The organism is Sorangium sp. So ce296, assembly GCF_051529605.1.
Lineage (GTDB): Bacteria > Myxococcota_A > Polyangia > Polyangiales > Polyangiaceae > Sorangium > Sorangium cellulosum_D.
Map to the genome: position 1 here is coordinate 897,624 of NZ_CP150325.1, position 19,415 is coordinate 917,038.

Below are 19,415 nucleotides of genomic sequence, written 5' to 3' on the forward strand. Positions count from 1 at the left end.
AGGGGCGCGACCACCCGGACCAGTGCGGGCAGCGCCGGTGAGCGGGGCGCGATGTCAGATCCGGTCGCAGAACTCGAGCGAGTTCAGGTCGGAGGTGGCCTGGACTTCCACTTCCGAGCAGCCGACCGGCTCGCACGGGTCGAACTCACCGTCCGGCCCGTCAACACAGTTGCCGCAGCCGCTCCTGACCGGGAGGCTCCGGACCAGCCGACGCGCGGTTCTCCCTCCTCGGGTTGACCGTGGCGGATACGTCGAGCGCCGATCACGTCGCCAGAGTCGTCCGGGCGGTGGGGCTCCTCTCGGCGTCGTGTGCGGGATCGGCCCGCCGCTGCCCGAGCCTGCCCTCTCCAGCCGCCCCGCGGCTGTGCTAGCGTCGCGAGCCGTCGATGATCACCAAGCTCAAGCTCCAGCGTTTTCGCGGATTTCGCGCGCTCGACGTCGACCTGAGGCCGCTCACCGTCGTCGCCGGCCCCAACAGCTCAGGCAAGACGTCCATCCTGCATGCTGTGCGCATGGCGGTGGACGCGCTCACGATTGGCCTCGATGAGGCCAGCCCATACGCGGGGACCACAGACGGGTGGGTCGGGATATGTAGCGATCACATTGTCTGGGATCAGGAGCGACTCTGTCCCGTCGCTAACTGGGAGGAGCTGTTCACCGATAGGGAGGTGCGCGAGGGAGCATCAATCTCCATCGCCCTCCAATTCGAGGAAGCCGACATCATTCAGGGCTTGAACGTCGATCTCGCATATGCGCGCAACTACCAGCTGAAGATGACCGTGCGCGCGCGCAGCCGCTCCGCCCGCGAGCAGGTCGACGAGCTGCCGAAGAAGTCGAGATTCCGATCCCAGAGGCTCCGCGACATTCTGAAGGACGGTCTACCCAAGGCCGTCTTCGTGCCGGCGTTCTACGGCGTCACCCGCACCGAGGAATACCGGACGCGCGCCCTTGTCGATGGCTTGCTCGGCGGTGGCGATCAGAGCCGGATCGTGCGGAACCTGGTCGCCCGGCTGGAGGGCGCGGCCTTCGATCGGATGAACGATTTCTTGCGGCGCTCGATCGGTGCGATCCTCGTCCGCCGCACGACCGCCCAAGCCGCTGAGGACGTCCGTCACCTGGAAGTATACTTTCGAGATACCAACGGAGATCTCGAGCTTTCTTCCGCGGGCGCCGGCCTGATCAACCTCGTCGCACTGTATGCGGCGATGGAGCGATTTCGTCCCACCCGCCAAGCTGGCGGAGGCGGTCCCGTGATCTTCTTGCTCGACGAGCCGGAAGCCCACTTGCACCCCAAGCTCCAGGGTGATGTGGGCGAGGCGCTGGGGAGTATTCGAGCGGAGTTCGGCGCGCAGCTCGTCATCGCGACTCACTCGGTGGAGATGATGAATCGCCTCGGCCAACGCGCGGACACGCTGCTACTCGCCGTGGATCGCGCTGCTTCGACGGTCACGGAACTGGGCTCCGAAGCGGCGATGGTGCGCGAACTCGGGCGATGGTGTGACCTCACCCCCTTCTCGAGCCTGAACTTCCTCGCGTCGCGTCGCATCCTGTTTCACGAGGGCCCCAGCGACGCGGAGATACTGACACGGTGCGCTGCCCTCTACTACCGGAATGATACGCCGCGGCTACTCCGATTTCGCGCGTGGACCCTGGTCTCACTGGGCGGCGTGGGCAACGCCAGGGCGCAAGCAATGCTCCGCGCCGTCCTGACGCCAACGCTGTTTCCGTCATTGACAGCGACGCAGAAGGTCCGCGCTGTCTGCCTCTTCGATCGAGACGCCGAGCGGACGCCAGGTCTGAGGCAGATCCCGGAGATGACGAAGGACCATTTCGAAGGGTTCGAGATGGTGTGGTCGCGGTACAGCATCGAGTCGCTGTTCCTCACGCCTGCTTGCTTCGCGGCCTGGATATCGCTGGTTCTACCGGTTGGCGCGATCTCGGACGACGACCTCCGAAAACGCGTCGAGGAGGGGCTCGCGCTCGCCGACAAGGATCAAGAGTTGGAGGATGCGGCGATCACCGGGTTGTTGCAGGCAAAGCTCCGAACGCGGCCGGACCCGAGCGATCGTTCGAAGCGCGTCACGACGTCGCCCGAGCACGCGCTCAAGGAAGCGCGAGAGGAGGCAAGGAGTAACCCCGAAGTCTGGCAGCAAGGTAAGGGTCGCGCCAACGTCGTGCTCAAGCATGTCCGCGAAGGGCTGCCAGGCAATCTCCAAAACAAGGTACGCGGGAGCATCGCCGGGCTGGTGGACGCAGCATCCGTTGACAAGATCGGTGACCTCAACTTGCTGCTGCCCGACGAAATACGAGGGCTCCTCGACCACATGACCGCCGGCTGACGCCCTGGAACACAATGGCGTCGCAGCTGGAAGGCCCGTTTCTAGCACGGTCCGCTCGATCGCGTAAACGCTGATCCGGCTCGCTCCATCGAGCGCAACCCCGCTCAGTCCGAGAGCGCCGCCGCCACCGTCGCGTCGAGCCCGGCCTCCCGGCCCTCGGCGAGGCGCGCGTCGTGGACGGCGGCCCCGAGCGCCGCCCGCGCGGCGTCGGCGCACGCGGCGAGCGCCGGCCGCTCGATGGGCGGCACCGGCGTGCCGATGGCCTCGCGGAGCGCCGCCGCGCCGCCGAGCAGGCGGGCGCCGCGCTCCGGCCTCCCCGCCCGCACCGCCGCGCGCGCGAGCGCCTCCAGGACGCTCGCCGACCGCCAGAGATCGCCGAGCTCCCGGTGCAGCCTGAGGCTCGCCCGCAGCCGCCGCCCCGCGAGGGCGAGATCGCCGCGCTCGATCGCGACGAGGCCCAGGATGTTGCTCGTCCAGGCGATCCCCTCCTTGAACTTCACCGCCCGCGACAGGCCCTCGCTCTCCTCGCAGAGGCGGGACGCCTCGTCGAGATCCCCGCGGTAGAACGCCGCGCAGCCGAGGTAGAGCAGCGCCGTCGCGGTCCCCTCGCGATCGCCCCCGCGCCGGAGCTCGGGCAGCGCCAGGCGGCACGCGCCCTCCGCGCGCGCGGTGTCGCCCGAGAGCCACGCCGCGAACCCCGAGTAGCCGAGCGCGCGCGCCGCCTCGAGCGTGTCGCCGCGGCGCGTGGCCAGCGCCAGGCTCTCGCCGTGCAGCGAGAGCGCGCGCTCGTAGTCGCCCTGCTCGCGGGCGACGCTCCCGAGGATCTGGACCACCGAGGCGAGCCCGCGCTCGTCCCCGAGCTCGCGGTAGAGCGCCGCGCCCCGCTCGAGCAGCGCGCGCGCCTCGCGGTAGTCGCACTGGAGGAGCGCGAGCGTCCCCGCGCCCCGGAGCGCCGCGGCGACGTGCTCGGGCGCGACGCCCGCCGCGCCCGCGAGCGCCCGGGCGAGCCACGCGCGGCCCTCCTGGTAGTGCCCGTGGATGTACCAGAACCGCGAGAGCGCGGCCGCGAGGCGGACCGGCGCGCCCGCGCCGCCCGCGTCGCCGGGCTGGAGCGCGAGCTCCAGGGCGAGGCGGAGGTTGTCGTGCTCGAGCTCGAGGGCCGCGAGCCACGCGGCCTGCTCGGGCCCGCGCAGCGCCTCGGCCGCGCGCTCGGCGAGCTCCAGCGAGAGCTCCACGAAGCGCCGGTTGCACGCCGCGGCGGCGCCCTCCTCCGCGAGCCGGTCGAGGCCGTACTCGCGGAGGATCGCGAGCATCTGGAACCGGGGCTCCTCGCCCGCGACCGGGAGCAGGAGGCTCTTGTCGACGAGCGACTCGAGGATCGCGAGCGTGTCGAGCGCCGCGTCGCGGAAAGCGCACATCTGGTCCGCCATGGCCAGCGAGAAGCCGCCCGCGAACACGGCGAGCGTGCGGAAGGCGAGCTGCTCCTCCGGCAAGAGGAGGCCGTAGCTCCAGTCGATGGCGGCGCGCATGGTCTGCTGGCGCTCGGGCAGATCGCGCGCGCCGCCCGTGAGCAGGCGGAACGAGCCCGCGGCGGGCGAGGCGCGGCCGGCCGCGCCGCGGTCGCGGAGGCGCGCGAGCAGCGCCGCGGGGGTGAGGACCTTGAGGCGCGACGCGGCGAGCTCGATCGCGAGCGGCAGGCCGTCGAGGCGCGCGCAGATCTCCACGACGTCGGCGACGTTGTCGGGGCCGAGCTGGAAGCCGGGCTTGATCGCGGAGGCCCGGCGGCAGAACAGGCTCACCGCGGAGCTGGCCAGCGCCGCAGAGGCGGTGACCTCGCGCGGCTCGGGCACCTCCAGCGGCGGCACGACGTAGCGCCGCTCGCCCGAGAGGTTCAGCGCGGCGCGGCTCGTCACGAGGAGCGACAGGCGCGGGCAGCTCGCGGCGAGGTGCGCGACCACCGGCGCCGCGGCGGTCAGGTGCTCGAGGTTGTCGAGCACGAGCAGGTGCCGCCGGTCGCGGAGGAAGTGCGCCACGCGCTCCAGATCCGGCCGCGCGCCGCCCTCGCCGAGGCTGAGCGCCTGCGCGATCGCCGAGGGGACGAGCGCCGGCTCGCGCAGCGACGCGAGGGGGACGAAGCAGACGCCGCCGGAGAACGCGGGGACGAGGTCCTCGGCGACCTGGAGCGCGAGCCGGGTCTTGCCGGTGCCGCCGACGCCGGTGAGGGTGAGCAGGCCGGCCTTCGGCTCGAGCAGGAGCGAGGCGATCTCGGCGCGCTCGCGGGCGCGGCCCACGAACGGCGTGCGCTGGACCGGCAGGTTGTGGCGCGGCCGCTCGGTCGCCGGAGAGCCGCCCAGCGGCGGCGAGGCGCCCAGCGGCGGCGAGGGCAGGCCGGGATCCCGGGGGTTGCTGGCGACCTCGCGGAGCGTGCCGCCGGCGAGCGGCTCCGGGGGGGCCTCGACCGTCCCCGCGAGCTCCATCGTGTCGGTGCGGAGCATGTCCGTGGCCGCGGGGCCTCCCGGCGACCACGGCTCCCCCGCGCCGGGCGGCTCGGCGGGGGCGCCGGCCGCCGCGAGCGCGGCGCCCAGGGCGAGGCTCTGCTCGCGGACCGAAGGGAAGCGCGCGGCCGGGTCGCGGTCGCACGACCGCAGGAACCACGCGTCGAACGCGGGCGGGAGCCACCGCCAGCGCGACGACGGCGGGTAGAGCCGCATGACGAGCAGCGCCACCATCAGCTCGGCCATGCTGTTCGCGGTCCAGTAGATGTCGCCGGTCAGGAGGCGCACGGCGATGAGCCCGATCGCCCACACGTCCGCCGCGGGGCCGAGCTGGTCCGAGCGCCCGCGCGCCTGCTCGGGCGCCATGTAGATGGGCGTGCCGATGGCCGTGCCCGTCGCCGTGAGGCCGCCCGACGCGCCGAGCGCGCCGGGGTCGACCTCCTTGACCAGCCCGAGGTCGAGGATCTTCACGCGCTCCCGCCCGTCGTCGCCGATCGCGAGGAAGAGGTTCGCGGGCTTGAGGTCGCGGTGGAAGAGGCCCTGCGCGTGGGCGACCTCGAGGGCGTCGGCGACCTCGCCGAGCCAGCGCTGCACCTCGGCGGGCGAGCGCCTGCCGTGGGTGGTGACGAGGTGCTCGAGGTCGTGGCCCCGGAGCAGCTCCATCACCAGGAAGGGCGCGCCGTCGAGCTCGGGGGCGACGCCGGCGTCGAGCATGCGCACGAACCCGGGCGCGTCGAGGAGCCGCATCGCCCGGATCTCGCGCTGGAAGCGGGAGGCCGCCGCCTCGCCGGCCGACGGCGTCCGGAGCAGGACCTTCACCGCGACCCGGCCGCCTCCGTCGAGGTCATCGGCCATGTAGACCGCGCCCGCGCCACCCCGGCCGATCTCGCTCAGGAGACGGTAGCGGCCACCGAGGACGGTCAGGCGGTCTGGGGAGCGCATGGGGCGGCCGCGGTGGGGACGATTTCGCGAGGGCCGCGGCCTCGGCAGCCTACCACACGGCGCCGACGCGCCGCCCTCGCCGCTCCAGCTCCACGGCGAGGGTTGCTCGGGACGAGCCCACCCGCGGAGCCCCTCGCCGCGCGCTCGAGCGGCGCCTGGGGCGAGCCCGATCGCGACCTCGGTCGTGGAGCTATGAACGACCGCTCGGACCGGGCACATACGGGGCTCGCGGATGGAACCTCGGCCGAGCGTCGTCGGCGTGCAGCTCGCGAGGCGGCGGAGCCCCGGATGGGCGAGTTCGTTCCTCCGGAGCGGTGCTCCGACGAGGAGGCGAACCGCGAAGGCGCCGAGGAAAGCAACCGCAGAAGGCTCCGGGCTCTCACGGCGTCGTCGTCGCCGTTGGCAGCCTCCTCGTCCGAGCCGCCGCATCCGAACGAGCCGAGCGCCGCTCCGGACCAGACACCAACGACGCGTCGCGTCATTCCCCGACGTCCCGCGCTTATGTCAATTTGGTGCTATCTGCAATTCGGTTGCGAAAAATGCTTCACCACGAGCACCCATTGGCAGTATAGGAAGCGCGCACCTTAAAGCGTTAAACCACGAGATGGCGGGCCTCCGCATTCGCGCCCTGGCGAGCCTGCGTTCGGCCGCCGGGCATGCGTCGCAGCACGCTCCTGGCGCGTTATTGCCGCGCTCGGCCCGGATCGGCGGCGGACGAGTGAATCGCTCGTGTCGCCCGCTCAGGAGAGATGGATGCGACTGCTGAAATACAAACCCAGCAAGCTGGCCCTCATCGCCCGGAGGAACCGACAGGAGATCATCCAGGCCGGGCTCACCCGGCGCGATCTCGTCAAGATGGGGCTCATCGCGGGCAGCGGGTACCTGGTCACCAAGACCGGACTGAGCGCGCGCGCCAGCGAAGAGCCCGAGAGCCCGCCCACGACGCCGTGGTCTCAGCCGCTGGTCGTTCCGCCCGTTGCCTCGAACGTCACCTTGACGCCGGCGCCGGCGGAGCTCGCCGTGACCGGGGAAGCGGCGCGGGCGGCGCACCCGTTCTGGACCCGCTTCTTGCCCCAGAAGAGGTATGAGCTCCGGGCCCAAGTGTTCCAGCACAGCTACCACCCCGAGCTGCCCTTGAACACCGCCTGGGGCTGGGGCGGCACGCTGCCGGGCAAGACGATCATGGCGCGCTACGGCGAGCCCATCTCCGTGCGGTTTCGCAACGAATTGCCGGCGGTCTCGGCGCACTCGGGCTTCGGCCGGCCCGAGGTCTCGACCCACCTGCACAACCTGCACACGGCGCCGCCGAGCGACGGCTTCCCCAACGACTTCTACGCCACGGGCCTGTTCAAGGACCACCATTACATCAACGCGTACGCCGGCTTCGACACGCCCGCGTACTTCCCGCTCGGCGACCCGCGCGAGGCGCTCGGCACGCTCTGGTACCACGACCACCGCGCCGATTTCACGTCGCAGAACGTCTACCGCGGCCTCGCCGGTTTCTACCTGCTCTTCGACGACGTCGACTCGGGCGACGAGCAAGACACGAGCCCCACGGCGCTCCGGCTGCCGAGCGGCGAGTACGATGTGCCGCTCCTGTTCACCGATCGGGTCTTCGACGAGAACGGCCAGATCTATTTCGACATGTTCAACTTCGACGGCATCCTGGGGGACAAGTTCCTCGTCAACGGCAAGATCCAGCCGTTCTTCAAGGTCGCCCGACGCAAGTACCGGTTCCGCCTGCTCAACGGCGGACCGTCCCGTTACTACCGGTTCTACTTGAGCAACGGGGCCAACTTCAAGATCATCTCGAGCGACGGCAACCTGCTGCCGGCCCCCATCACCGCGCAGAGCGTGCTTCTCGCCGTGGCCGAGCGGGTCGACGTCATCATCGATTTCACGAACACGAATCTCGGCGACAAGATCATCCTCGAGAACCGCCAGGAGCAGGACGACGGCCGCGGGCCGGATGAAGATATCCTGCCGGCAGGGCAGGGCAATGCCGTCCTGCGCTTCGAGGTCGACCGCGACGCCCCCGACCCGAGCCAGGTGCCCGCCTCGCTGCGCCAGCTGCCGCCCATCAACCTGAGCGAGGTCGTCGCGACGCGCACGTGGGAGTTGGAGCGAACGAACGGCGCGTGGGCCATCAACGGCCAGTTCTACAACCCGAACGTCGTCCGGGCGAACCCGACCCGAGGCACCGCCGAGATCTGGACCCTGCGCAACTCGTCGGGCGGCTGGTCGCACCCGCTCCACATTCACCACGAAGAGTTCCGGATCCTCAGCATCGACGGCGCGCCGCCGCCGCCGCGCCTCGCCGGGCGGAAGGACGTCGTCGACGTGGGTCGGCTCACGGGCTCGGAGATCCAGATCTTCATGCGGTTCCGCGACTATGTCGGGCGCTACGTGATGCACTGTCACAACACGCTCCACGAGGACCACGCCATGATGCTCCGCTGGGACATCGTCCCCTGACCGGAGCTGGAGACGTCGCATGTCGAACCGTGTCCGGATACTTCGCTGGGGCCTGTACGCGCTGTGCGCGCTCGCCCCGGCGGCCTACGTCATGGCGAGCGAGGGGCTCCCGGCAAAGCCGCGGACGACGGCGCGCTTCGCGCCCACCCCGGGCGGCTTCGGCGCGGACTATTTTCCCAACGTGACGCTGCGCACGCACGAGGGCAAGGAGGTTCGCCTCTATGACGACCTCCTCAAAGACAAGGTCGTCGTCATCAACTTCATGTATGCGCGCTGCGAGGGGATCTGCCCGGGCACCACCGCCAACCTGCGCAGGGTGCAGAGCAGGCTCGGGGCCGCGGTCGGCCGCGACGTCTTCATGTACTCGTTCACCCTCAAGCCCGAGGAAGACACGCCCGACGTGCTGCGCACGTACGCGGAGGCCCACGGCGTCGAGCCGGGCTGGCTCTTCCTGACGGGGAGCGCGGGCGATCTCGAGCTCGTGCGGCGCAAGCTCGGCTTCGTCGATCCCGATCCGGAGATCGACGGGAGCGCATCCTCCCACATCGGCGTGGTCCTGTACGGGAACGTGGCCCACCAGCAGTGGGCCGCGTGCCCCTGCCTGACGAACCCCGACGTCATGCTGGAGCAGATCCTCTGGATGCTCCCGCAAGAGAAGCGCCCCGGCATCGGCGTCGCGCCCCGCGCGCCCTCCGAGGTCAGCCAGCTGCCGCCGGTCCAGCCGTGACGCCGCCCCGATGCGCCCTCGCGATGCTCGTGCTCGCCCCGCTCATGGCCGTGCTCGCCTGCCGCGGCGAAGGCGGGGACGGCACCCGGTATCACAGCCGGGGCGTGCTCCGCAACATCGCGCATCCGAACGGCCAGCGGGTCTTGCTCATCCATCATGAGCCGATCCCCGATTTCGTGAGCCGCGACGGCCGCAAGAAGGGGATGGCCTCGATGGCGATGCCGTTCGGCGTCGCGCCAGAGGTGTCGCTCGATGGCCTGGAGATCGACGACAAGATCGAGTTCACGTTCGCCGTCGACTGGGAGCGGTACCCCACGTCGTTCGTCACGGACGTCAAGGAGCTGCCGCCCGACACGCCTCTGCAGGCGTGGCCTCCGTAACACACGCCCTGCCGATCCGGACGCGGCGCCCCCGCTGCGCGACGCGCTCCCGCGCGCCGCGCGAAGCGGGTATGCTCGAGGCAGCGTGAAGGGACGGCGCCGAGCCCCCGGAAGCGCCCGCGCCCCATCCAGCGCGGCGCGCGTGCCGGGAGCCGGCGCCCCGCGCCGCTCGCAGGAGAGAGCGCCATGACCAGCACCGTTAGCACCGTTGACGAGAGCGACGTGTTCCTCATCCCGATGCCCGGCAAGCGCGTGGCGCGCGTCCCCGTCGCGGTCCTGGAGCGCTACGTCGATGAGGGGACGCGCGCCGTGCACGACCCCGGCGAGCCGGAGGACGACGTGACCGCCCACGGGATGTCCGTCGATCCCGCGACGGGCGCGAGCGTCTGGCACACCGAATGGGAGCTCGGCCCCTGCGACTACACGGACGAGAGCGGATTCCCGCAGAGCGCCTACGCCTGGCACCGCCACCCGCTCGGGACCGAGTACACCGAGATCTACCAGAAGTGATCGCCCCCCGACCGGCCGCGCCCCGCTCCTTCCCGCGCGCGCCCCGCTCCTCCCCGCGCCGCGCTCGCCGCCCGCGCCGGCCGCGAGCGCCGCTCCTCGCGGCCGGCGCCCTCGCGCTCGCCCTCTCCGCCGCCTGCATCGAGCGCGGCTACCCGCTCGCCGGGAGCGGGCAGGTCGAGCTCCGCGCCGACGTCGCCGGGCCGCTGTTCGCGGCCGACACGCTCGACGCGGCCGGCCGGCCAGTGCTGCCCCGCCAGAGCCCGTGGCGCACCGAGGTCTCGCTCAAGCTCACCGAGGCGAACGAGCCGGCGTACGGCGCCTACGTCGAGGTCCGCGTGGCCCCGAGCGAGGCGCTCGCGCTGCGCCCGGCGGGCGGCGCCGAGGACGACGGGGCCTCGTGCGGCGTGAAGGACGGCGCGTTCCGCTGCACCGCCGGCACGCAGGGCTACGCCCGCTTCACCGCCGCCTCCGAGGGCGACTGGTCCGGCGAGGCGCGCCTCGTCGTCGCCTGGGCCGACCGCACCGAGGAGCTCCCGATCACGGTGCTCCCCGCGGGCTTGCCCGGGGACGCCACCAACTTCGCGCTCATCGCCGGGGGCCTCGGGGACAGCGACCGGGTGCTCGCGACGTACGTGCCCCTCACGTGCACGATCGGGCCCCTGCCGGACGACCTCGGCGCCACCTGGCGGCCAGGCGCGATCCGGTCGCGCGAGGCGCGCGTCCGCGCGTCGCCCCCCCAGAACGCGCCGGGCGTGGTGGAGCACGCCCCCGTGATCGTCGAGTCGCTGCACAGCGAGGCCGCCCTCTCGCTCGACCCCCAGTGCCGCGAGCGGACCACGCGCCTGCGCGTGCTGCTGGGCGCGACCGGGGAGAGCCCGCCGTTCACCCTGTGCTTCAGCGACCTCGGCGGCGAGGTGACGCTCGCCGTGAGCTCCGGGCAGAAGGCGCTCGAGCCAAACCCCTCCCTCACCGTCGACCCCGAGCCGCGCCTGCTCCGCGTGCGCGCCCTCCGGAGCGCCGTGACCGCGGGGACCCCGGGCGATCTCTTCGAGGTGAGCGCCTACAACGCCGAGCGCGTGCGCATCGCCGTCCCCGTCGACCTCACCGTCGGCGACGACCAGGTGATCGCGCTCGGCGAGGCGTCCGTGACCCTGCGCGGCGAGGACAGCGAGGCGACGATCATCCAGGGCGTCGCCGTGGGGCCGGGGACGACGGCGCTCCGGGTGACGCCCCGCCTGCTCGCGAGCCCGGAGTGCTCGTCCGAGCCGATCACCGTGGTCGCGCCCGAGCCGAAGCCCGAGCCAGGAGACGAGGAGGGCTCGCCGTGAGCGCGCGCAGGCCCGCGATGCTCCTGTCGGCCGTCGCGCTCGCGCTCGCGCTTTCGGCGCCCGCCGCCGCGCCGGCGCAGGACGAGCCCGAGACGGACGCCGGCGAGGCCGAGAACGGCGCGCCCGCGGGGGGGCCGGCCTCGGCGCGGAGCGCTGCGCCGCCCATGGCCGTCCCCGCCGACTTCGGCGGCAGCCTCCAGGTGGTCCGCGCCCCGGCGGGCGCGGTCGGCGCCGCGACCTCGTCGGCGGGCGGGCCGGAGATCTTCCCGGACGCGCGCCGCGTCTGGATGACCGTCCGCGACACCGATCCGGTCCCGATCGAGGCCGCGCGCCGCGGCGGCCGCTGGCTGTGCAGCGGCGGCGGCTGCGCGGCGCAGACCGGCGACCCCGGGCAGAGCCCCGTCGGCGACCAGATCCTGCGCTCGATCAAGCTCCAGACCCCGACGCTGCCCCTCCCGCTCACGGTCTGGGGGCGGCTCAGCGAGGACGGCCAGCGCCTGCTCGACTTCGATCCGGTGCTCCTCGGCCGCCGCTCGTACCGGCACGTCTGCGCCTACCGGCCGGTCGCCGAGCCTGCGAGGTCCCCCTCGGGCGCGCCGGCCGCGCCGCCGCCCGAGCGCGTCGACGCGTGCCGCGACGGCCGGCCCGAGCCGCCGCCCGCCGACGCGGGCGAGCTCACGCTGGGCATGCAGTGGCCGAAGCAGTCGGAGATGGCCGACTTCCACTACCTCGCCATCGTCGACAGCTGCGGCAACGCCCGGGTGCAGCCGTTCCAGCGCACGTTCACGGTGCCGGTCCTCGAGGTCGCCTCCGGCGCCTGCGGGCGCCCCGACGGCAAGGTGCTCCGCGTGTTCCCGGGCGGCGGCTGGCTCCGCGTCACCGCCTTCAACCTGCACGCGCCCGCGGCGGGCAACGTGGTCAACGCGACGTACCGGGTCACGATCCCGCCGCTCGAGAACCTCGTCGAGTCGAACCCCGCGCGGCTGCTCTTCCCCGATCCGCTCGCCGACGACCTGAAGGTCGACTGCGGCCCCACGCCGATCGCGGCCCCCCGCGCCGAACCCGGGAGCGCCCCGCCGCCGGGGAGCCCCCGCCCGCCCGGGCCCCGCCCGCCCGCCGCCGCCCCGGCGGCGCCGCAAACGGGCCCGCCGGCGCCGCAAACCGCGGCGCAGGCCCCCTCCCCGGCGCCGCGCGCCGCCCTGCCGCGGCGGGCGCCCGCCGTGGATCCGTCGCGCCCCGGGCCGCAGCCGCTCGCGCACGGCGCGGTCGTCATCTCGCCGGCGCCGCTCCGGCTAGGCAACTGCCGGATCCGGCTGACCGGCCAGACCAAGCACCGGCTCGTGGCGCCGCTCGCGCTGCACGTCTCGCTGACCCGCACCGACCAGATGCGGGGCGGCGCGCCGATCGAGCTCCTCCGGGACGGCACGTGGATCGTCACGCCGAGCAGCGCGGAGTTCCCGCTCCCGCCGCTCGCCGACGATTTCGACGGGGACGCGCGGCTCCGGCTGGCCGTCTACAGCGATCCGCTGAGCCCGCAGGGCAAGGTCGTGCTCCTCTCCGACGCCGGCCGCGTCGCGAGCTCGCTCCGCTCGAACGAGCCCGGCGATCCGGAGCGCGCCCGGCGGCTCGTGGGCTCGGTGGCGATCCACTCGGTCCCGCTGTGCGGCGAGGACAACTTCGAGACGCTCGACGCGGCGGGGAACTGCTTCCGCGCCTACCTGACCGTCCCGGCGATGCTCGCGACCCTCCAGGTCACCCGCGCGCCGTGGGTCGAGAAGCCCCTCGTCACGCGGAGCGTGCTCAGCGCGGTCGGCGTGGCGCTCGCGATCGACCGGTACGATCCGGTGGAGCGCCGGGCCTTCCCGGTCGCGGCGCAGGTCGGCGGCTTCGTGCAGACGCTCGGCGAGGGGCGGGTCGGGCTGCTCGGCTACGTGGGCGTCGCGCCGACGGTCCCGATCCTCGGCTCGGGGGGCAACACCACGTCGTTCGGCTTCCTGGCGGGGCTCGGGCTGGAGTACATCACGAACGAGGCCGGGCCCGACGAAGGGCTCAAGCCGGCCGCGTTCCTCTCCGCGGTCGTGCAGGTGGGCCAGGCCGCCCCGCAGGTCTCCACGAGCGGCCGCGCGAGCTTCGGCACGTACGCGGGCGAGTGAGCCGCCGGGGCGCCGCTCACGGATCGGGCATGGAGTCGTCCAGCTCGTCGAGCAGGCGCCGATCGATCGCGGGATCGAGCCGGGCCTCGTCGAGCAGGGCGCGCGCCTCCGGGAAGCGCCTCGCGAGCACGAGCGCCTGGAGCCAGAGCACCTTCCGCTCCACCGCGAAGGCGCTCTGCGGCACCTCGCGCTCGTAGCGCTCGAGCGTCGCGATCGCCCGGTCGGGCTCGCGCCGCCGCACCGCCGCGCTGCACGCCTCGAAGAGGTCGATGTCCCGGCTGCTGCCGGGCACCCCGATCTCGAGCGCCGGCGCTTGGGGCGCGACCGGCGCCGGCGCGCGCTCCTCCCGGTCGGGCGCTCGCCGCTCCGGGGCGCGCCTCGGAAGCGGCGCCACGGGCTCCGAGCCCGGCGGCGAAAGCGCCGAGGGCGGCGCCGGCTCCGCGGGCGGCGGCGCCGGCTCCGCGGGCGGCGGCGGGGCCACGGCGGTGATGATCGCCGGCGCGACGTGCCTCACCGTCGGCGGTGGCGGCGGGTCCTCGGTCCGGAGCGCCAGCCAGAACGCCCCCGCGGCCGCGATGGCCGCGATGGGCGCCGCGACCGCGGCCCCCGCGCCCACGGTCGGCACCAGCTGCTGGACGAGGCTCACCACCCCCTTGAGCCAGGCCGCGGCGTCGTTCAGCGCCTTGCCGACGCCGGCGGCGGCCTTCTCGACGTTGCCCTCCTTGAGCGCCCGCGCCGACTCGTGGACGCCGCGGAGGATCGACAGCCGCACGTCGTCGGGCATGCGCGGCGCGAGCCTGGCGGTGGCGAAGAGCGCCGCCAGATCCAGGGGCAGCACGAAGCGCTGGCCCTCTTTCTTCCGATCCTCGCGCCGGCGCTTCGCCACGACGTCGTGGAACATGGCCAGGGCGCGCGCGCGCCACTTGTACGCCGTGGACAGCGGGATGCCGCGCTGCTGCGCGAGATCGGCCATCGGGATCCCGTCGAGGTCGTGCGCGACCAGGATCGAGTGCGCGTCCACGTCGAGGTGGTGCAGGAGCTCGAGCACCATGAGGCGCTCCTGGTCCGAGATCATCAGCTCGTCCGGGGTCTTGGACTGGTCGACGAGGGTCGGGAACTCCTCCTCGGGCACCAGCTCCTCGTAGCGGTGCTGGGCCCGCTCCCGGTAGTGCGCGGCGGTGTGCACCGCGATGCGGTTCAGCCAGCGCTCCGGACGGGAGATCTCGGGCTTGTAGTTGTCGAAGCTCAGGTAGGCGGAGAGCAGGACGTCCTGCGCGAGATCTCCGCGGTCGCGCAGAGGAACGCCCAGGCGCGTCAGCCAGCGCCAGATGAGCATGAATGTCTTTTCACGAAAGAGCAGCTCGAAGGCCCGCTCTTTTTCGGGTGGACCACCTTGGCCCGGGCGGCGAGGTCGCGTCATACACAACAAAAATTCCGGGCGCAGATGAGCGCTTGCCGCTCGCCGCAGCCCGCGAGCGGCGGGCGCACGGGCCTGTCGGCCGCTCCCCGGCGCGTGGGGAGCTCAAGACCGCGCGAAATCCTCGCGTCGGCGGCGCGCCGAGGCGTCCGTGGACCATCCGAATTTTGAATATATTTTTACCGGAGAATTCTCCTGGAGAATTGCACCCTCCTGCCCGATTCGGCGGTCTGAAGGAGGCCTTTGGGACGTGAGCGTCCACCCGCGAGAGCCACCGGATCGCCTTGTGACCGCCGTCCGGAGCGGGGCGCGGCGGACTGCCGCGGCCGCGCGGCCGCTCGCTCGAGCGCGGCACTGCCCACCATGCTCGCGGCGGCCTCACCGCGGCGCGGGGCTGCTCGGCGTGATTACGGGGCGTCTGCGCCGCTCGTGGCGCCGAATGCGCCGCTCTCGTGGCCCCTTGACGCGGCTCGCGGCGTGTCGGACGGGCTGTCGCCTCGCTGTGCGGCGGGAGCGCGGGGAGCAACATTCCGGGTGCGTGCGCGGGCGACTTGAGGCACGCTGCCGCTGCCACGCGGGTCCAGCGCATGAACCTCTCCGACTTCTCTCTCGCATCCATCGCGGCGACCTCGCGCCGCAACACCATCCGCGACCTCTGGGACAAGCTGCACCTCCTGCCCGGGGGCAAGCGCGTGTTCAGCCGGCTCATCGGCGCGATGGCGCCGTACACCGGGACGATCCGGGCCCACGTCGAGGTCCTCGAGCGCGGCCGCGCCGAGGTGTGGATGCGCGACGTGCCCGGGCTGCGCAACCACCTCCGCTCGGTGCACGCCGTCGCGCTCGTCAACCTCGCCGAGCTCACCGCGAACACGGCGCTGGCCTACGCGCTGCCCGACGACGCCCGGTTCATCGTCGCGGGCCTCTCGATCGAGTACCTGAAGAAGGCGCGCGGCACGATCCGCGCCGTCTGCGAGTGCCCTGTCCCGGACACGAGCGAACGCAGGGAGTACCCGATCCCCGTGAGCCTGCTCGACGCGACGGGGGCCGAGGTCGCCCGCGCCGTCCTCCGCAGCCTCGTGGGCCCGAAGAAGCAGCCCTGAGCCGGAAGCAGCCCTGAGCCGGAAGCAGCCCTGAGCCGGAAGCAGCCCTGAGCCGGAAGCAGCCCTGAGCCGGAAGCAGCCCTGAGCCGGCGGCATCGAAGCGCTCCAGAGCACCCCTGTGCTCCGGAGCAGCCCCGATTCGGGCGCTCGCCTCTGCGCCAGAGCACCCCGGGTGCTCCAAAGCACGCTGGCCTCGAGCCCTCCTGTGCTCCAGATCCCTCCTGCGCGCTGAACCACCCCTGAATTGCGGGGTTCCACGCACCTCGCCGGAAGACCTCTCACCCCGCACCACATCGGGCCAGATTCCAGACGAGCGTCGGATCGATGCGCTCGACAAGGACCGGTCAGGGTGTTTGGATTCTGCTCATGGAGAACCGCTCAACGATGGTGGCGCTCGCCGCGACAGGGATCTGCGTGATCTTCGCGGCGTGCGGTGGGGCCGATGGCGGCTCGGTCTCCGGCGGCGGGACCGGCGGCGCGTCGACGGGGGCCGGCGCAGGCTCGGGGACGAGCTCGGAGAACGGCTCGGGGACGAGCGCGTCGACCGGTTACGGCGACGAGCCGGGAGGGATCAACGCCGCGAGCAGCAGCGGCGCGGGCGAGGGCGCCGGCGGCGACGCCTCGTGCGCGGGCGAGACGAGCACCGCGGAGCTCGTGCCGCTCGACCTCTACATCATGCTCGACGCGTCGGGGTCGATGGACGAGCCGCTCAGCCGGGGCACCACCAAGTGGGACGCCGTAACCGACGCGCTCGAGGCCTTCTTCACCGACGAGCAGTCGGTGGGGCTCGGCGTCGGGCTCCAGTACTTCCCGCAGCCGGACGACGACGTGCCCCTGAGCTGCACCAGCAACGAGGAGTGCGGCGACAACGGGCCGTGCGCGCTCCGGGTCTGTCACGACTCGTTCTCCACGACGGTCACGGTCTGCGTCACCGACGCGGACTGCGGCGCGGGCGACACGTGCGTGGACCTCGGGGTCTGCTCCCGGAGAAACCGGCTCTGCGCCGACGTGGGCGAGAGCTGTGAGGGCAACGCGGGCACGTGCATGAAGGTGATCCGGAGCAACTGCGCGAACCCGGACTCGTGCGTCGTCGAGGACTACGCGACGCCCGCCGTGCCGATCACGCCGCTCGACGCCGCGTCGGCCGAGGTGCTCATCCGGTCGATCGACCGGAAGACGCCCGACGGGGGCACGCCCACCGCGGGCGCCCTGTCCGGCGCGCTCGCGCAGGCCCGCGCCCACGCCGAGCAGAACCCGACCCACCGGGTCGTCGCCGTGCTCGCCACCGACGGCATGCCCACCGAGTGCAGCCCGAAGGACGCCGCCGGCCTGGCAGAGCTCGCGGCCGGCGCGGTGGCCGGCTCGCCGAGCATCTCCACCTTCGTGATCGGCGTCTTCGACGGCAACGACGACGGCGCCCAGGCCACGCTGGACCGCATCGCCGTCGGCGGCGGGACCGAGTCGGCCTTCTTCATCGACACGAGCTCGGACGTGACGCAGGCCTTCCTCGACGCGCTCACCGAGATCCGCGGCAAGAGCCTGGCGTGCGAGTACCAGGTCCCGGCGCCGTCCTCGGGGCAGACGCTCGACTACGACACGCTCAACGTCCAGCACACGCCGACGGACGGCGGCGCCGCGACGACCATCTTCTACGTGGCCGACGAGGCGCGCTGCGACGCGGCCGCCGGCGGCTGGTACTACGACGTCGACCCCGCGACCGGCGGCACGCCGACGAAGATCGTGATGTGCCCCGCGACCTGCACCCGGTTCCAGGCGGGCGGGCAGGTCCAGCTCAACGTCGGCTGCAAGACCGAGATCCCGCCGGTCAACTGAGCCCCGTCCTCGCCATGCACGCCCGCGGCACGCGAGCCCACGACGCCCGCCGCGCCCGCGGGCTCCCTGCCCTCGCCGCGCTGGCGCTCGCCGCCGCGGCCTGCTCGTCCGAGGAGGCCGTGGCGCCGGCGCCGCCGCCGCAGCCCGACATCGCGTACGCCGGCCCCGGGCCGCTCGCCGGCGCGTCCGGCGCGGGCAGCTTCCGCCTGGGCGCCGCCAGCGCCGCGACCCAGATCGAGGACCGCAACCCGACCACCGACTGGTACGTGTTCACGCTCCCGAGGGCCGAGGGCGGCCTGGGCCGGGGCGCCGAGTTCGTGGGCGACGCCGCGCGCGGCTTCTCGAGGGCGATCGAGGACGTCGCGCTGCTCCAGGAGATGGGGCTCGACTCGTACCGGTTCAGCGTGGAGTGGGCCCGGGTCGAGCCGCAGCGGGACGTCATCGACGAGGAGGCGCTCGCCCATTACGACCGGCTCCTCGACGCGCTCGTGGCCGCGGGGATCCGCCCCGTGATCACGCTGCACCACTTCTCGAACCCGGTCTGGGTCGACGATCCGCGGCGCACCGACTGCGCGGATGGGCCGGGCGACGACAACCTCTGCGGCCTCGGGCACCCCGAGGGCGGGCCGCTCGTGATCGAGGAGATGGCCGAGCACGCGGCGCTGCTCGCCGCGCGCTTCGGCGACCGGGTGGACGACTGGGGCACGCTGAACGAGCCGTTCAACTACCTGCTCGCCGCCTACGGCGTGGGCGTGTTTCCCCCTGGGAAGGCGGCCCTGCTCGGCGACCTGCTCGGCGAGTTCGTCCCGGTGCTGCGCGACTACCTGCTCGCGCACGCGGCGGCGTACCGGGCGATCAAGGAGGCGGACGCCGTCGACGCGGACCGGGACGGCGGCGCGGCGGACGTCGGGCTGTCGCTCTCGGTCGGCGAGTGGGTCCCGGCGCGGAGCCACCGGGTGAGCGACGACCCCGAGGACGTCGCGGCGCGCGACCGCATGGCCTACGTCTACAACCACCTCGTGGTCGACACCGTCCTGAGCGGGCGGCTGGACGTCGATCTCGACGGCGCGCCCGACGTGGAGCTGCCAGGCCTGCGGGGCGCGCTCGACTGGCTCGGGGTCCAGTATTACTTCCGCGCCGGCGTGACGGGCGACGGCGGCCTCGTGCCGGTGCTGAACCTCACGCCGTGCGTGAACGGGCTCGATTTCGGCGCGTGCGTGCCGCCGGTCGACAAGACGTTCTGCGTGCCGGCGATGCGCTACGAGCACCACGCGCCGGGCCTGTACGGCGCGCTCACGGACCTCGGCGCGCGCTACCCCGGCCTGCCGCTCGTGGTCACCGAGTCGGGGATCGCGACGCGCGTGGGCGAGCGGCGGGCCGAGGTCGTCGTGCGGGCCCTCGAGCAGATCGAGCGCGCGCGCGGCGAGGGCGTCGACGTGCGGGGCTATTACCACTGGAGCCTCTACGACAACTTCGAGTGGGCCGAGGGGTTCGCGCCGAGGTTCGGGCTCTACACCGTGGATTACGGGTCTTACGAGCGCACGGCGACCGAGGGCGCGGAGGTCCTGGGCGAGATCGCGCGGGGGCGCGCGCTCACGGGGGCGCTGCGGGCGGCGTACGGCGGCGCGGGGGCGATGACGCCGGAGCCGGAGGCGGCAGAGGGGTTCGAGGGGTGCAGCGGGACCTGGTGACGGGGCGGCCAGGGGCGGGGTAGGC

12 protein-coding genes are annotated in these 19,415 nt (G+C 73.0%); 10 read left to right on the top strand and 2 right to left on the bottom strand.

Annotated features, from left to right (window positions below):
• Window positions 1-386: 386 nt before the first annotated feature.
• Window positions 387-2,339 (top strand): ATP-dependent nuclease, encoded by a 1,953-nt coding sequence (locus tag WME98_RS03410; RefSeq protein ID WP_437949940.1) that lies wholly within the window; start codon window positions 387-389, stop codon window positions 2,337-2,339.
• 104 nt (window positions 2,340-2,443) lie between these two features.
• Here WME98_RS03410 and WME98_RS03415 read toward each other — a convergent pair whose 3' ends face one another.
• On the bottom strand, window positions 2,444-5,776 hold the full coding sequence (locus WME98_RS03415; RefSeq protein ID WP_437949941.1) for a protein kinase domain-containing protein: 3,333 nt from the start codon (window positions 5,774-5,776) through the stop codon (window positions 2,444-2,446).
• Between the two features lie 753 nt (window positions 5,777-6,529).
• Between WME98_RS03415 and WME98_RS03420 the strand changes: the two genes are divergently transcribed.
• The 6 genes from WME98_RS03420 (at window position 6,530) to WME98_RS03445 (ending at window position 13,349) form a co-directional block, all read left to right on the top strand.
• Window positions 6,530-8,251, top strand: coding sequence for a multicopper oxidase family protein (locus tag WME98_RS03420; RefSeq protein ID WP_437949942.1), 1,722 nt, complete (start codon window positions 6,530-6,532; stop codon window positions 8,249-8,251).
• Between the two features lie 19 nt (window positions 8,252-8,270).
• Window positions 8,271-8,978, top strand: coding sequence for an SCO family protein (locus tag WME98_RS03425; protein WP_437949943.1), 708 nt, complete (start codon window positions 8,271-8,273; stop codon window positions 8,976-8,978).
• Window positions 8,975-9,358, top strand: coding sequence for a copper-binding protein (locus WME98_RS03430; RefSeq protein WP_437949944.1), 384 nt, complete (start codon window positions 8,975-8,977; stop codon window positions 9,356-9,358). Before WME98_RS03425 ends, WME98_RS03430 begins: the two co-directional genes overlap by 4 nt.
• A gap of 186 nt (window positions 9,359-9,544) precedes the next feature.
• Window positions 9,545-9,868, top strand: coding sequence for a hypothetical protein (locus tag WME98_RS03435; protein WP_437949945.1), 324 nt, complete (start codon window positions 9,545-9,547; stop codon window positions 9,866-9,868).
• Window positions 9,865-11,196 (top strand): hypothetical protein, encoded by a 1,332-nt coding sequence (locus WME98_RS03440; RefSeq protein WP_437949946.1) that lies wholly within the window; start codon window positions 9,865-9,867, stop codon window positions 11,194-11,196. The genes WME98_RS03435 and WME98_RS03440 overlap by 4 nt, the downstream gene beginning before the upstream one ends.
• Window positions 11,193-13,349 (top strand): hypothetical protein, encoded by a 2,157-nt coding sequence (locus WME98_RS03445; RefSeq protein ID WP_437949947.1) that lies wholly within the window; start codon window positions 11,193-11,195, stop codon window positions 13,347-13,349. Before WME98_RS03440 ends, WME98_RS03445 begins: the two co-directional genes overlap by 4 nt.
• Window positions 13,350-13,365: 16 nt before the next feature.
• On the opposite strand, the gene WME98_RS03450 is transcribed toward WME98_RS03445, so the two are convergent.
• On the bottom strand, window positions 13,366-14,685 hold the full coding sequence (locus tag WME98_RS03450; protein ID WP_437949948.1) for a sigma-70 family RNA polymerase sigma factor: 1,320 nt from the start codon (window positions 14,683-14,685) through the stop codon (window positions 13,366-13,368).
• A 668-nt stretch (window positions 14,686-15,353) separates the two neighbouring features.
• On the opposite strand from WME98_RS03450, the gene WME98_RS03455 reads away from it, so the two are divergent.
• From WME98_RS03455 to WME98_RS03465, 3 genes are all read left to right on the top strand, one after another.
• Window positions 15,354-15,866 (top strand): hotdog fold domain-containing protein, encoded by a 513-nt coding sequence (locus tag WME98_RS03455; protein ID WP_061627216.1) that lies wholly within the window; start codon window positions 15,354-15,356, stop codon window positions 15,864-15,866.
• A 366-nt stretch (window positions 15,867-16,232) separates the two neighbouring features.
• Window positions 16,233-17,699 (top strand): VWA domain-containing protein, encoded by a 1,467-nt coding sequence (locus WME98_RS03460; protein WP_437949949.1) that lies wholly within the window; start codon window positions 16,233-16,235, stop codon window positions 17,697-17,699.
• Between the two features lie 14 nt (window positions 17,700-17,713).
• A complete protein-coding gene (locus WME98_RS03465) occupies window positions 17,714-19,390 on the top strand; it encodes a glycoside hydrolase family 1 protein (RefSeq protein WP_437949950.1) in 1,677 nt (558 codons plus the stop codon).
• Window positions 19,391-19,415 lie beyond the last annotated feature (25 nt).

Bases quoted from the DNA above. Each gene is read 5' to 3' on its own strand.
- WME98_RS03410 (WP_437949940.1), top strand. From the start codon at position 387: ATGATCACCAAGCTCAAGCTCCAGCGTTTTCGCGGATTTCGCGCGCTC.
- WME98_RS03415 (WP_437949941.1), bottom strand. From the start codon at position 5,776: ATGCGCTCCCCAGACCGCCTGACCGTCCTCGGTGGCCGCTACCGTCTC.
- WME98_RS03420 (WP_437949942.1), top strand. From the start codon at position 6,530: ATGCGACTGCTGAAATACAAACCCAGCAAGCTGGCCCTCATCGCCCGG.
- WME98_RS03425 (WP_437949943.1), top strand. From the start codon at position 8,271: ATGTCGAACCGTGTCCGGATACTTCGCTGGGGCCTGTACGCGCTGTGC.
- WME98_RS03435 (WP_437949945.1), top strand. From the start codon at position 9,545: ATGACCAGCACCGTTAGCACCGTTGACGAGAGCGACGTGTTCCTCATC.
- WME98_RS03450 (WP_437949948.1), bottom strand. From the start codon at position 14,685: ATGCTCATCTGGCGCTGGCTGACGCGCCTGGGCGTTCCTCTGCGCGAC.
- WME98_RS03455 (WP_061627216.1), top strand. From the start codon at position 15,354: ATGAACCTCTCCGACTTCTCTCTCGCATCCATCGCGGCGACCTCGCGC.
- WME98_RS03460 (WP_437949949.1), top strand. From the start codon at position 16,233: ATGGAGAACCGCTCAACGATGGTGGCGCTCGCCGCGACAGGGATCTGC.
- WME98_RS03465 (WP_437949950.1), top strand. From the start codon at position 17,714: ATGCACGCCCGCGGCACGCGAGCCCACGACGCCCGCCGCGCCCGCGGG.